This window comes from Oceanobacillus sp. FSL K6-2867 (assembly GCF_037963145.1).
Classification (GTDB): Bacteria; Bacillota; Bacilli; order Bacillales; family Amphibacillaceae; genus Oceanobacillus.
In genome coordinates, this window is record NZ_CP150144.1 from 3,019,094 (window position 1) to 3,033,182 (window position 14,089).

Below are 14,089 nucleotides of genomic sequence, written 5' to 3' on the forward strand. Positions count from 1 at the left end.
TCACCCAAGATGTGCTGGTAAGGAGTTTTTTCATGAAAAAATATGACTAAAGTTTAATTTTACTTTGTTTTTATGACTTTTTCATGACTTGAGTCACCTATATTTTTACATTTTGATGTGATAAAATATTAGTAGGTATTTATGCTTAGTTAACTTCCATGAAAATACATCATAAATAGTAAACATCAATGAGATACATGATATAATCCATTAGTTTTTAATCTTTGGCAATAGAGCAAATAAAACATTTAACATAAGTTTTGAACCCCATATGATTGGACTCCTTAACGTATGATGTTAGGAGCCTTTTTTATCATGTGCTTACATATCATTATCTGATTAAAGCTTTATGTTATTAAAGTGTTCATTCAATAGGGTTTAATTGTAAACTTTTAGCGTATCTTGTATAATTTTAACTAATTAATTTTTTCGAAAAATAAGACGGAGAGGGAGTGACAATGTGATTGATATACATTCTCACATCTTACCTGGAGTAGATGATGGAGCTAAAACAGAAGAAGACAGCTTAGAAATGGCAAGAGCAGCAGTGGCTCAAGGGATAACGACAATAATCGCAACCCCTCACCATAGAAACGGAAAATATGATAATGACGCACATTCTATCCTAAATCATGTAGCAATTTTAAATGAACTGTTTGCAAAAGAAAATATTGATTTGCAAGTACTGGCAGGTCAGGAAACACGCATCAATGGAGATATGGTGGAAGACATTGAAAAGGGAGAACTCTTGCCTTTAAACGGATCCAAATATTTATTCGTGGAATTTCCGTCAGGTCAGGTTCCGAGATATGCTAGTCAAATGCTATTTGATATTCAGGTCGCGGGCTATACGCCAATTATCGTTCACCCGGAACGAAATCAAGAGCTGATTGAGCATCCTGCAAAGCTCTATGAATTTGTCAAAAAGGGTGCTTTAACACAGGTGACGGCAGCGAGCCTGTTAGGGAAATTTGGAAAAAATATTCAAAAGTTCTCAAATCAGCTGATTGAATCAAATCTTACACATTTTATTGCATCCGATGCACATAATACAAATTCACGTGGTTTTGTAATGGATGAAGCATTCCAGCAATTAAAGCGCACATATGGCAGTGATTATCACTATATGTTTTTGGAAAACAGTCAGCTGTTAGTTGAAAACAGCAATGTGAACCGTATGGAGCCAGTAATGATAAAGAAAAAGAAATTTCTTGGCTTGTTTTAACGAGAAAAAAGCTGAACAAATAGGGGAAGAATAGAGAAAAATATCTATATAAAGGGGTTAATCAGGTGATACATGTTCTCATTGTAGAAAATCAGAGGTTACTCCGAGATGGCATTGAAGCCATTATCGAGAGAACGGACGATATAAAAGTTATCGGGGCAGTGGATAACGGAGAAATTGCGATCAAGCAGATGGAACACCTTAAACCGGATATTGTCATCATGGATATTCAACTGCCGCAAATGGGCGGGATTCGTACCACGAAACATATAAAAGAGAAGTATCCTGAAGTAAGTGTGATTTTACTTACATCAAAAGTGGATGATTGCGTTATTTCGGGAATTAATGCTGGGGCAGATGGCTTTCTAGTAAAAGCGTTGTATGCTGAGCGCTTGCTGGAAGCCATTCGAATCGCCTATCGCGGAGAACCAGTTCTCTCAGGTGAAGTAGCCCGTATGCTTGCCAGCAGAATACGTGAATTGACGATGAATAATAAGCAAATATTTACATTACGACTAGAACGTTTAGGCTATTCTTTTACGAAGCGTGAGATTGATATTGCATTTTTATTAAAGGACAACTATACGAACCAGCAAATTGCCAACAAGCTTTTTCTTGGCGAAGGTACGGTGAAAAATTATATTAGTGAGATCTACAATAAACTGAATATACGCAATCGCGCAAAGGTTGTCGAATTTTTCTGTAATGTTATCAGGTGAAATTTTAATAGGAAAATTTGCCTAATAGTGACTTTTATTGTAAAAAGTCACTAAAAAAGTGACTCCTTATATAGTAGAATAGAATCTTGTTAGTACATGTCGCTAAGACAGTAAAAATGAAAGAATAGGCAGGAAATTTGAATGACGACTGTTTTATACATAAGTAAGGCTCCATTTACTGAATTGATTATACAGAGCATTGAGGAACATTCAGATATGGAGTTAATTGGATATGTATCGTATCAAACTGCCGGTCTTGAAATGAACATGCAGCCGGATGTTGTTTTACTGGATACGGAACTAATACCAATACCTGAAGTGACGGGTGCTATTAAATATTTAAAAGATGCTAACCCCTTTGTGAAGATTATCACATTAGTAGCTGTTCCACAGCTGGATGATACTATTCCACTTATTGAAGCTGGCAGTGACAGTATCATCGAGAAGCAAAAGGACTTCGAAACGAGAGTAATTCCAATCATACTTACTATCCAAAATGCACATTTTTTTATTCCTTCCAGTGTACTCATAAATCTATTAAAAAGTCTGGATGAATTAAAGAAAGACAACTTTGACCTGTTTCAGAAACGACTCTCAGAAAATGCTATTCATATTTCTACGAAAGAATCGCTTGTTGCTTACTTACTCAAGCAAAATTTACGAAATAGCGAAATCGCAGAGCGTATCCAGTTAAAAGAGGGGACTGTAAAGGTACATATTAGTCAAATTTATAAGAAAATTAACATTAAAAAGAGGAAAAATGTGGTACACTATTTAAATAAAATTATGTCGAATCGTGTACGTAACGAAGAATCAGGTCAAATGGATTAAATTCAATACATCATAAAGGAGCGTGTACGATGTCCTATCGTAAGAGACTAACATTCCTGATCTTACTAGATTCCGTAATTGTCAGTACTGCTATATTTATAGCTACTTGGGTCGTTTATCCAGCGCATACTGAAATTTTGCGGAATGAAGCAATCTTATGGAGCGCAATTGCACTATTAATTTTTCATCATTTATTTGCATCCATCTATAAGCTCTATAATAAAGTCTGGGCATATGCGAGTGTTGGAGAATTAGTAACGATTGTTAAGGCAATTACCTTCTCGATCATTGGAGCAGGGATTGTGCAATATTTTATCAATGATTTTTCACTTTATTCACGAGCATTGCTGGTTACATGGATGCTCCATATTTTATTAATCGGTGGATCACGCTTTGTGTGGCGAATCTTCCGAGACAGTTACATAAAGAATGAAACCGAGCAAAAGAAAACCTTAATTGTGGGGGCAGGGGCAGCCGGAGCAATGATTGCTCGCCAGCTGAAAAATGAGCATAACTCAGAATTAAAACCAATTGCCTTTGTTGACGATGATATGAGCAAACAAAAAATGCAAGTCTATGATTTACCTGTAGAAGGAACAACGAGAGATATTGCAGCAGTTGTTGAAAACTTGCAAATCGAGCACATCGTTATTGCCATTCCATCCTTACGTAATGGTGAATTAGAGAAAATTGTCGCAGAATGCAATAAAGCAAACGTAAAGGTCCAAATGATTCCCAAAATCGAGGACCTTATGACTGGAAAAATATCTGTCAGTCATTTAAAAAATGTCGAGGTCGAGGATTTGCTCGGTCGAGAACCTGTAAAACTTGATATTGGTGCAATTTCTGAATATGTGACAGGAAGCACGGTTATGGTTACGGGGGCAGGTGGATCGATTGGGTCTGAAATATGCCGCCAGTTGATGCGTTTTTCACCGAAAAAGATTTTGTTAGTTGGTCATGGAGAATTCAGCATTTATTCAATTGATATGGAACTTAAAAACAAATACCATGATACAGAAACAGAAATCATTCCAATTATCGGTGATGTCCAAGACCGTGAGCGTATGTTCAACATCGTTGAAGAGCATCAACCTAGAATCATTTACCATGCGGCAGCACATAAGCACGTACCATTGATGGAATATAACCCTCATGAAGCAGTCAAAAATAATGTGATTGGCACGAAGAATGTGGCGGAAGCTGCGGATACATTTGGTGTCCAAACGTTTGTGATGGTCTCGACAGATAAAGCAGTAAACCCAACAAATGTAATGGGGGCAACAAAACGAGTTGCCGAAATGGTTGTCCAGCATATGGCACAGCAAAGTAAAACAAAATTTGTCGCTGTCCGATTCGGCAATGTACTTGGAAGCCGTGGCAGTGTTATTCCTTTATTTAAGAAGCAAATTGAAAAAGGCGGCCCAGTGACTGTAACGGATCCAGAGATGACACGCTATTTTATGACGATTCCTGAAGCTTCTAGACTTGTGATTCAAGCTGGAACACTTGCTAAAGGTGGCGAAATATTCGTGCTTGATATGGGTGAGCCTGTTAAGATTGTTGACCTTGCTAAAAATCTTATTAAACTATCAGGTTATACCGCAGAAGAGATTCCAATTGAATTTTCGGGGATTCGTCCAGGTGAGAAGATGTATGAAGAGCTATTAGGTGAAGATGAGGTTCATCCTGGTGAGGTTTATGAGAAGATTTATGTTGGTCGAACAGTTGAAGTGGATACGGAAATGGTGCTTAATTTGATTAAGCAGTTTGATAGTTATGAACAGTCACGCTTGAAAGATGAGCTAATGAATATTGTTTATGCAGAACGAAAAATGCTAGCTGTAAAAGGCTTTTAATAATTAAATATAATATTAATCTAAAAAAGAAAGAAGTTGTTGAAATGAATTTTGCAATTGTAGGCTGTGGTTTTATTGCTAAAAAACATGCGAATGCCATAAAAGAGGTTGAAAATGCTAATTTAGTAGCTGTAAGTGATAAGTTGCCTTCAGCAATGCAACAATATGTTGTAGAATATGGTGCAAACGCATATGAAGATTTAGATGAAATGTTACTTAGAGAGGACATAGATGTCGTTTCTGTATGTACACCAACAGGTTTACACGCCCCACTAGCTATTAAAGTAGCTAATGCTAATAAGCATGTTATTTTAGAAAAGCCCATTGCGATGACTTTAGAAGAAACAGATAAGATTATTGATGCTTGTAATCTAAATGATGTAAAACTCTCGATTGTACATCCTAACCGTTTTAGACCAGTAGTGAAGGAATTACGTAAAATACTCAATCAAAATCTACTAGGTAAAATTAGTCATGCAAACGCAATCGTAAACTGGAATAGAAATCAGGAGTATTATGACCAAGCTTTATGGCGCGGTACAAAAGAGTTTGATGGAGGAGCATTGATGAACCAAGCAATTCATAATCTTGATTTACTATTATGGTTTATGGGTGAACCTGAACAAATATTTAGTATGGAGGCAACAAGATTACGTAAAATCGAGGCAGAGGATGTTTCTGCTGGTGTTATTAGATTTAAATCTGGTGCCTTAGGATTAGTAGAGGCTTCCACTACAGCTTATGGGCAAAATTTCGAGGAGTCAATTACGTTGTTTGGTGAAAAAGGTACTGTAAAAATTGGTGGGAAAAATGCTATATACTTCGAACATTTAGAGATTGAGGGGATGGACGAAAGTGAAATAAGTAAGATTAAAGAAAAAATAAAAGAAGATCCATTCGGTATACCGGGTCACCAATGTATTATTGATGATATGGTAAAGGCAATTGTGGAGAACAGACAACCTGCAGTTTCAGGTGAAGAAGGTAGAAAATCGTTGGAATTAGTACTTTCATTCTACGAATCTGCAAAAAATAATCAACCAATCCAACTAACAAAGGAGAAAGAATATGTTAACAACTAAAGAAAAAGGAAATCAACTTGCAGAAAAATTAATTGAAAAACTAAATAATAAAACTGCTGTAATAGGTGTTGTAGGATTAGGTTATGTAGGTTTGCCTTTAGCAGTTGAAAAAGCAAAAGCTGGCTATAATGTAATTGGATTTGATGTACAAGAATCAAAAGTGGATGAAGTTAATCAAGGGGTTAATTACATTGGAGATGTAGTTGATGAAGAACTTCAAGAATTAGTAACAAAGAAAAAGCTAAAAGCAACAACTGATTATTCGTTTATTAAAGAAGTAGATGCGGTTGCTATTTGTGTACCAACACCTTTAGATATATATAAACAACCAAATACAAATTATGTTGAAAGTTCTGCGCATGAAATCTCTGATCATCTTCATGAAGGAATGTTAGTAGTACTTGAGAGTACTACTTATCCAGGAACTACAGAAGAATTATTAAAGCCTATATTAGAACAAAGTGGACTAAACTGTGGAGAGGACTTTTTCTTAGCTTATTCTCCAGAGCGAGTTGATCCAGGTAACAAACAATTTAAGACGAAGAATACTCCAAAAGTTGTCGGGGGAATGACTGAGAACTGCACTAATGCAGCTGCGACTCTATATGGTAATGTATTAGAGAGTGATATTCATCGAGTTTCTAGCCCAGCGGTTGCTGAAATGGAAAAAATTCATGAGAATACATTCCGAAATATTAACATTGCTTTAGCTAATGAAATGGCTGTTTTATGTAATAAAATGGGCATTGATGTTTGGGAGGTAATCGATGCAGCTGCTACAAAGCCATATGGATTTATGCCCTTTTATCCGGGACCAGGATTGGGCGGACACTGTATACCAATCGATCCATGGTATCTGACTTGGAAGGCGCGTGAGCATAGCTATCATACAAAGTTAATTGAAACAGCTGGTGAAATAAATAATGATATGCCTGATTATGTTGTGAAACGTATTATGGAGATTTTAAATAAAGATAAAATTGCATTAAATGGGGCTAACATATTAGTACTTGGTGTTGCTTATAAGAAGGATATTGATGATTATAGAGAATCACCTGTACTTCCTATTTTAGAGAAACTAGATGTTGCAGGTGCAGATTGGAAAGTAGTTGATCCGTATGTGAAGGAGTTTAAATATAAAAATAGTATTCAATCACCTATAGAAAATGTAACAACTGAAATGTTAGAAAGTGCGGATTTAGTGTTAATTGCTACTGACCACAGTGATTTTAATTATGAGGAAATATTACTAAATTCAAAAGCTATATTTGATACCAGAAATTCTTTTAGACATGAAGTAAATAATAATAGCTATTTTAGATTGTAATTCGAGTTGGCTAAAAAATGTTAAAGCAATTTATGTCAAATGAATTTAATAAAAATGTACTTAAGTTAATGACTGGAGCTACTATTGCCCAAGCGATACCAGTAGCAATATCGCCAATATTAACTCGCTTATATACCCCAGAGGATTTTGGGGTTTTAACTATATTTATTGCATTGACAGCCATATTTGGATCAATTGTTAATGCCAGGTATGAGTTAGCAATTGTTTTACCTGAAAAAGAAGAAGATTCAATTAATCTTGTTGCTCTATCAATTTTAATAGCGATATTTATAAGTTCCCTCTTGCTAGTAGCTATTTTGTTGTTTAAGAATAGCATTATATTATTATTAGGAAATGATCAAATTGGCTTATGGCTATATTTTGTTCCTTTGACTGTTTTATTTATTGGTATTTTTAATTCGTTAAATTACCTTAATACTAGATTGAAAATGTTTGGTGTTATTGCTAAAGTTAAGGTGGTAAAATCAGTATCTTTGGCTATTGTACAACTTGGTCTAGGTTTTTTGAAAGTGGGCGCAGGGGGCCTAGTAAGTGGACAAATTGTGTCACATGTATTTGCTAATGGGAAATTAGCAAAGGAAGTATTTAGCAATAAAGCGCTCCTTTCATATATAAGAATAAAGGATATGGTTCGATTAGGAAAAAGATACTCTAGTTTTCCTAAATATTCGATGGGAGCGGTTTTGGCTAATAATTTATCTCAGCATTTAATAAGTTTTTTCCTACCAGCATTGTACAGTATCTCTAGTGTAGGTTTCTATGGATTAGTGAACAGAATACTTGGGATGCCATCAACTATTATAGGAAACTCAGTTGGACAAGTGTTTTTTCAACGGGCCTCTGAGGAGAAATTAATTCATGGTAATGCAAAAGCTACTTTCAATTCTACTTTAAAAAAGTTATTAATAATTTCTACTCCATTATTTATAATATTTTTTATTGCGGCAGAGGATTTAGTTGCATTTGTCTTTGGAGAAGATTGGAGAGAAGCAGGTTTATATTCTTCTATATTGGCGCCTTTATTTATGATTCGTTTTATTAATACACCATTAAGTACTATAACCAGTATTTTTGAAAAAAATCACGTAGCATTGATAATGCAGTTATCGTATCTAATTGTTACTATAGTTTTATTCTTGATTGCATATTATTTTAGGATGAGCATTATTCATTTTTTGGTTATGTATTCAGTAGTTCTATTTCTATATAACTGTGTAAGATTATTTATATTTAAAAGAATAAGTACAGGTGAAGAGTAATTATGATTAAATACATGAATAAGTATATACAAACCTATTTTTTTAAGACTAGGGTTGTATATTCGTTGGGTAAAGTCAAGGAGCAATTCCATTCAGATTACAAAATAATTAAAATAGACGAAGAAGTTGTAAAAGAATATTGTGATTTTTTCAACAAACACTTTGAGAAAGATAAGTTAATTTGGAGAGTTAATAATCCAGATTGTACCGGTTTTTTAGCAATTCACAGAATATCTAACCAACCAGTAGGTTTTGAGTGGTCAATTGTATCCCAAACACATGAATATAGACACGATAATTTTTTATTACCACTAAACAATGGTATGTTGTTTAATGCGTTTGTTGTCAAAGCACATAGAGGAAGAGGAGTATTTCGATCTTTAAAACTAAAAGCAACTATGTTTTTATATGATCAAAAAGAATGTGAACATGTTCTGTCCGTGGTAGAGGTATTAAATTATCCATCAATTAATGCTAATAATAAAATAGGCTCTATAGTTGTAGGGAGAAATTTTTTGATAAAAGTTTTGAGAAGGAACTTATTTTCTATAACAAAATTAAACAAAAAGAGATTAAAAATAGACTATGTATTGACTGGTTCTAAGAAAGTTAGAATTTAAACGAATTTGAGGTTATAAAATGAAATATATAGTATTTTCAAATGCTATTAACGCATGGACACTAAAAAAAGGATTAAAAAAGCTAAATATAGAATTAGATGTCTATCATGAACAGAAGAAAAATAATGTTGTAAAACATAGCATTTCGAAGGTTCCATTGAATAGCACATTGTTTTTTACAGAAGAGAATAGCTTAAAAAAATATGTTAAATCGAATTCATATCAATTTCATCCTAGATTTTTCTCTGAGGAATTATTAGACGATAAATATAATTTTGCTGAATTTTTATGTGGAATTGGTGAAAAACCTATACCGTATTCTGATATAGCTTCAGTATTAGACTATCCTTTCTTCCTTAAAGCAAAACACTCTTGGAAAAATAATATAAAGTTACCAAGAGGGTTTATTTGTGAAAACGAGCATAAGCTAAATTCAAGTCTTAATAGATTAAAAAAAGAAAATTTGAATGAAAACTGGTTTTTTAAACAAAAGTTATTAACATCTCCTCTAGAAAATAATATATCAACTTCAGGTTTTTTTGATCACAAAAACAATAAGAGGAATATTATGATAGTTACAAAAAAAACATTAGGAAATGAAGAGAAAATTGCCACAGGAGTAGTTGTTGAAACGATTAGAGATCCAAATGGTCTAATTCCAAGAACAATTAAACTTTTAAATGCATTAGAATATACAGGACCATTTGAATTAGAATTCTTTTATGAAGAGAGTGATAACGAGTATTACATATTAGAATTAAACCCAAGATTTTGGATGCAACATGGAATTTTTGTAGACTATTATGACAATGCAATTATAAGAAGATATCTAAGTATTGATCAACCTAAGGATTGGGTAGAAAACGGTATACCCTTATTTAAAAAGATAGTTTGGATAGATAATATACACTATATGAGATGCTATTTGAATTTAAAACTAGACTCACTAAAGAAATTCCGACAACTTGAAGGTGCAAAGGTGTTTTATCCAAGCAGAGTTAGAACACTGAAATTTTACTTCAATTTATTATTAAAGAAAATATTTTGAAGAAGTAACATTATAATCTTCTAAAATAAACAAACTCCCTAAATTAGTGTTTATAACTTTAAATCTTGAGTGAGTGGTATTCTGTTTACTGGTTCTTGTTTTTTGCTGATGAGTGGCATATCCTAGTAAATGCTAAGAATGATTTGTCTATGATGGCCATTCTCTTCAAGTGAAAAACTCATAAAACACTTTATTTGTAAAACAAAAAGTATCTTTGCAAAATGTCAAACTTTGCTAATACTAATAATGAGAACCTAAATTTGAAATACTTTAATTTAGAAGAGGCTTTTTGATTTTAAAAAAATGAAGATAGAGGTTTTAGTATGCTAGAAATTTCGATACCTAACTCGTATAAAGAAGAAAGAAATTATATTATTAAAGTGTTACTAGAAGAGTTTTTAGGTTTAAAAATGAAAATTTTTTATGTGGATCATCAGGATTATACTTTGAAATTAGAGAATGGAAAACTTTTAATTATAAAGGATGCTTTTTTTTCAACTTTATCTAAGGGAGAAAGTTATTTAAATGAGAACCAAATTCCTGAAGAAGTACTGAGAGCAGTTAATCCATTTATCATTGAAAAAGATATTCCGGTTATCTTTGGTACAGATAAATTTGAAGTAACTGAGGAAGAGGTTATATGCGGTATTGATATTTTTGCATCTTCATATTTTATGCTATCTAGATGGGAGGAATACGTCAATAGAAGACGTGATTTTCATAACCGTTTCTCAGCAAAATCTAGTGTTGCATATAAAAATAACTTTCTAGATAGACCTATAGTAAATGAATATGTAGAAATGCTTTGGAATATTTTGGAATCATTGGGAATAGAGCAAGAAAGAAAAGAAAGAGCATTTCGATTTATACCGACACATGATATAGATCATTTACGATATTGGAAAGGGCCTTATTCATTATTAAGAAGCTTAGCTAGTAGCTTAAAGAAAAAGGAATTCAAGCAAATTCCAATAAAAATTACTGATTACCTATTAACTAAGACTGGAAAGAAAAAGGATCCATACGATACATTTGAGGAGATAATGAGCATATCCGAAAGTCAAGATATTCAGTCTAGGTTTTATTTCATGACAGGTGGAAATAGTAAATTTGATGAGAAATATAATATTGATAACAAGATGTTTGTAAATCTCATAGAAAGTATTAACGAGAGAGGCCATATAATAGGTATTCATCCAAGTTATAATACATATACATCAGTAGAAATGTGGTCTAATGAAAAAAGGCTACTTGAAAGTATCTATAGCAATTCCATTATTGAAGGAAGACAACATTATTTACGTATTGCTATGCCAGAAACTTTAAATATATGGGAAGATAACAAAATGAAAGTTGATTCTACACTTGGTTATGCAGATTATTCAGGTTTTAGATGTGGCGTTTGCTATGAATTTCCTGTTTTTGACTTTTTGAATAAAAAAGAATTAAATATTAAAGAACGTCCTTTAATAGTAATGGAAGGAACCCTAATAAATTATAACAAATTGACTCCTAAAGAGGTTTATTTGCAAACTAGTGAATTGATTAAAACAGTAAAAAGGTATGATGGTGATTTTGTGTATTTATGGCATAATTCTAGTTATCATATCAATGGTTGGGAAGATTATAAGCAGGTCTACTATAATATTTTAAAAAATTATAAAAAAATATGATTATTGTATTGGAGTTACAGTATGTTAAAGTTAACACCTTTAAAAGAGATTACAATATTATTATTAATTAAAGCATCCCTTGAAATATCTTATATTTTTTATGTGTACCCTAAATATCAATATATGGGATTTTATTTAGATATTAGTGTTTCGAAATGGGTTTTGTCAAACTTTCTTCTTATTTTTTTATTTTATACTTTAAGGAGTACAGAGAAAAACTTTTCAAGTATTCTTTTAAAAATTTTATTAATTGTTATGATAATCCCAACTTTAAGTTTATACGGACTAAAAGGAGAGAGCACTCTCTTTTTGTTGTTTTTTGTATTCTCATTTGCGTTAACAAGTTTAATTGTAAGGTTACCATTGATTTCAATTTGGTCAATCAATATTAATATCCGTTACATATATATGTTATTAGGATTCCTAATATTAATTGTATTTGTTAATTTGTTAGTTTTTAATGGTCTACCTTCTTTAACAGCAATTAATCTATTTGATGTTTATGACGTTAGGAAAAGTGTTAACTATGGGTTACCTTTAATGGGCTACTTAGTTCCCTGGCTAGGTAAAGTTATTAATCCATTTCTAATAGGGATGTTTTTATATAAGAAAGAAATTAGATGGAGTATCTTTTTTCTATTTTTACAGATTCTATTATATCTATATACGGGTCATAAATCATTTTTATTTTCCCCCTTAATAATAATTAGTTTTATCTATTTTCAACGTAAGGGGCGAGTATACCTAAAATTAAGTACTTCTATATTGCTAGTAATTATTATATCTTTAATACTAGCTGTTTATGGAATGAATACAGGAGCCACACTTTTTATTAGGCGTACTTTTTTTCTGACTGCTCAAAATTATTATTACTATTTTGACTTTTTCTCCCATAATGAATTTGTTAAGTTATCACATTCTATTTTTGAAGGGCTGTACACATACCCCTATTCATTACTCCCACCTAATCTTATTGGAGAAGCTTATTATCATAACCCTGAGGGTTGGGTTAATACTGGATATTTAGCAGATGCTTACATGAATTTTGGTTTTCTTGGAATGATAGTATTTTCATTATTATTTGGATTCTTGTTACTAATTATTGACTCTATAAAAACACCGTTAGTTCTTAAAGTTGCTGCATTACTTATTCCCATGTATGCCCTTAGATCAGGGGCGTTTTTCACATCATTGTTAACAGGGGGAATTTTATTAGGAATTGTTATTACTTATTTATACAGTATCTTAGAAAAGAAGTTACTAGAAAAGGGAGATCAGGAATGAAAGTTACTCATTTAACATCTGTACATAAGTATAATGATACAAGAATCTTTCTTAAAGAGTGTACTACCATAGCGAAACATGATTATGAAGTATCTCTAGTTGCTCCGCAAGCTATTGAGGGAGTTTACAATAACGTTAATGTTTATAGTTTAAATTTAATTTATAAAAATCGTATTGAACGATTTTTTAAGTCTACAAAACTTATAGTTGAAAAGGCAATGGAAATAGATTCGGATATTTATCACTTTCATGATCCCGAATTAATTCCAGTAGGAATCGAGTTAAAGAAACGTGGAAAAAGAATAATTTACGACATCCATGAAGATGTTCCAAGACAAATATTGAATAAACATTGGATACCAGGCCCGTTAAGAAAGATTATCTCTTTTTTATTTGAAAAATATGAAGATAGTATGGTAAAAAAATTCGACGCTATAATAGCGGCGACCCCACATATAGAACAAAGATTTAAAAAAAATAATAATTTAGTTGTAAATGTGAGTAATTATCCAATTCAAGAAGAGTTAATTAGTAGTAGAAACCAGATGAAGAAGGAAAATACTGTAGTCTATATTGGTGGTATTACGGAAGAACGAGGAAGCATAACTATGCTTAATGCAATAAATAAAACTTCAGGAGCGCTAAACCTTGCTGGTAAAATAATAAATAGTGAAGAAGAATACAAATTAAAAAGTCATAGTGTATGGCAAGCAAAGGTAAATTATTTAGGTTTTTTAGATAGAAACCAGATAAAAAGTATACTTGCTACGTCAAAAGCTGGTTTAGTAGTTTTAGAGCCAAGGCTTAATTTTATTGATTCTTTACCTATTAAAATGTTTGAATATATGTCAGCTGGCATTCCGGTTATAGCATCAAATTTCCCTTTATGGAAAGAAATTATAGAAGGTAACAATTGCGGCATCTGTGTAGATCCCTTTAATGTTGACGAAATTGCTACAGCAATTCAATGGGTCCTAGACAATCCAGATGAAGCGGAAAAAATGGGGGAAAATGGTAGAAACGCTGTGGAAAGAAAGTATAATTGGGAAACAGAGAGTAAAAAATTAATAAAAGTATATAGTTCATTAGTTTACAAAGGGAACATGGAGGAATGAGGAGGAACAGTAGAGATGCTAGACCT

Annotated in this window: 12 protein-coding genes; all 12 read left to right on the top strand. The window is 32.5% G+C overall.

All coding sequences use genetic code 11. The features are described from left to right. Positions 1-460: 460 nt before the first annotated feature. The 12 genes from NSQ77_RS14680 to NSQ77_RS14735 all read left to right on the top strand — a co-directional run bounded on the left by NSQ77_RS14680 (position 461) and on the right by NSQ77_RS14735 (position 14,063). Entirely contained in the window at positions 461-1,225 is a 765-nt protein-coding gene (locus tag NSQ77_RS14680) for a CpsB/CapC family capsule biosynthesis tyrosine phosphatase (protein ID WP_339226783.1), read from the top strand. Between the two features lie 65 nt (positions 1,226-1,290). After that, positions 1,291-1,944, top strand: a complete 654-nt coding sequence (locus tag NSQ77_RS14685) for a response regulator transcription factor (RefSeq protein ID WP_339226784.1) — start codon at positions 1,291-1,293, stop codon at positions 1,942-1,944. Positions 1,945-2,085: 141 nt separating this feature from the next. Beyond that, positions 2,086-2,775: a LuxR C-terminal-related transcriptional regulator gene (locus NSQ77_RS14690; RefSeq protein ID WP_339226785.1), complete on the top strand. Its 690-nt coding sequence runs from the start codon at positions 2,086-2,088 to the stop codon at positions 2,773-2,775. 29 nt (positions 2,776-2,804) lie between these two features. Continuing rightward, positions 2,805-4,634, top strand: coding sequence for a nucleoside-diphosphate sugar epimerase/dehydratase (locus tag NSQ77_RS14695; RefSeq protein WP_339226786.1), 1,830 nt, complete (start codon positions 2,805-2,807; stop codon positions 4,632-4,634). A gap of 44 nt (positions 4,635-4,678) precedes the next feature. Next, entirely contained in the window at positions 4,679-5,716 is a 1,038-nt protein-coding gene (locus tag NSQ77_RS14700) for a Gfo/Idh/MocA family oxidoreductase (protein ID WP_339226787.1), read from the top strand. Then, positions 5,703-7,043, top strand: coding sequence for a nucleotide sugar dehydrogenase (locus tag NSQ77_RS14705; protein WP_339226789.1), 1,341 nt, complete (start codon positions 5,703-5,705; stop codon positions 7,041-7,043). The genes NSQ77_RS14700 and NSQ77_RS14705 overlap by 14 nt, the downstream gene beginning before the upstream one ends. A 17-nt stretch (positions 7,044-7,060) precedes the next feature. Next, complete coding sequence (locus NSQ77_RS14710; protein ID WP_339226790.1) at positions 7,061-8,323, top strand: oligosaccharide flippase family protein; 1,263 nt, start codon at positions 7,061-7,063, stop codon at positions 8,321-8,323. Between the two features lie 65 nt (positions 8,324-8,388). Further along, a complete protein-coding gene (locus NSQ77_RS14715) occupies positions 8,389-8,943 on the top strand; it encodes a hypothetical protein (RefSeq protein ID WP_339226791.1) in 555 nt (184 codons plus the stop codon). Between the two features lie 19 nt (positions 8,944-8,962). Further along, a complete protein-coding gene (locus tag NSQ77_RS14720) occupies positions 8,963-9,991 on the top strand; it encodes a hypothetical protein (RefSeq protein WP_339226792.1) in 1,029 nt (342 codons plus the stop codon). A gap of 323 nt (positions 9,992-10,314) precedes the next feature. After that, positions 10,315-11,664, top strand: a complete 1,350-nt coding sequence (locus NSQ77_RS14725) for a polysaccharide deacetylase family protein (protein ID WP_339226793.1) — start codon at positions 10,315-10,317, stop codon at positions 11,662-11,664. Positions 11,665-11,685: 21 nt separating this feature from the next. Then, positions 11,686-12,948, top strand: coding sequence for a hypothetical protein (locus NSQ77_RS14730; RefSeq protein ID WP_339226794.1), 1,263 nt, complete (start codon positions 11,686-11,688; stop codon positions 12,946-12,948). After that, the gene (locus tag NSQ77_RS14735) at positions 12,945-14,063 is read left to right on the top strand and encodes a glycosyltransferase family 4 protein (RefSeq protein WP_339226795.1); all 1,119 of its coding nucleotides are present in this window, start codon (positions 12,945-12,947) and stop codon (positions 14,061-14,063) included. Before NSQ77_RS14730 ends, NSQ77_RS14735 begins: the two co-directional genes overlap by 4 nt. Positions 14,064-14,089: the final 26 nt, after the last annotated feature.

Excerpts from the sequence above, each read along its gene's own strand:
- NSQ77_RS14690 (WP_339226785.1), top strand. The coding sequence starts at position 2,086 with ATGACGACTGTTTTATACATAAGTAAGGCTCCATTTACTGAATTGATT.
- NSQ77_RS14695 (WP_339226786.1), top strand. The coding sequence starts at position 2,805 with ATGTCCTATCGTAAGAGACTAACATTCCTGATCTTACTAGATTCCGTA.
- NSQ77_RS14700 (WP_339226787.1), top strand. The coding sequence starts at position 4,679 with ATGAATTTTGCAATTGTAGGCTGTGGTTTTATTGCTAAAAAACATGCG.
- NSQ77_RS14705 (WP_339226789.1), top strand. The coding sequence starts at position 5,703 with ATGTTAACAACTAAAGAAAAAGGAAATCAACTTGCAGAAAAATTAATT.
- NSQ77_RS14710 (WP_339226790.1), top strand. The coding sequence starts at position 7,061 with ATGTTAAAGCAATTTATGTCAAATGAATTTAATAAAAATGTACTTAAG.
- NSQ77_RS14720 (WP_339226792.1), top strand. The coding sequence starts at position 8,963 with ATGAAATATATAGTATTTTCAAATGCTATTAACGCATGGACACTAAAA.
- NSQ77_RS14725 (WP_339226793.1), top strand. The coding sequence starts at position 10,315 with ATGCTAGAAATTTCGATACCTAACTCGTATAAAGAAGAAAGAAATTAT.
- NSQ77_RS14730 (WP_339226794.1), top strand. The coding sequence starts at position 11,686 with ATGTTAAAGTTAACACCTTTAAAAGAGATTACAATATTATTATTAATT.
- NSQ77_RS14735 (WP_339226795.1), top strand. The coding sequence starts at position 12,945 with ATGAAAGTTACTCATTTAACATCTGTACATAAGTATAATGATACAAGA.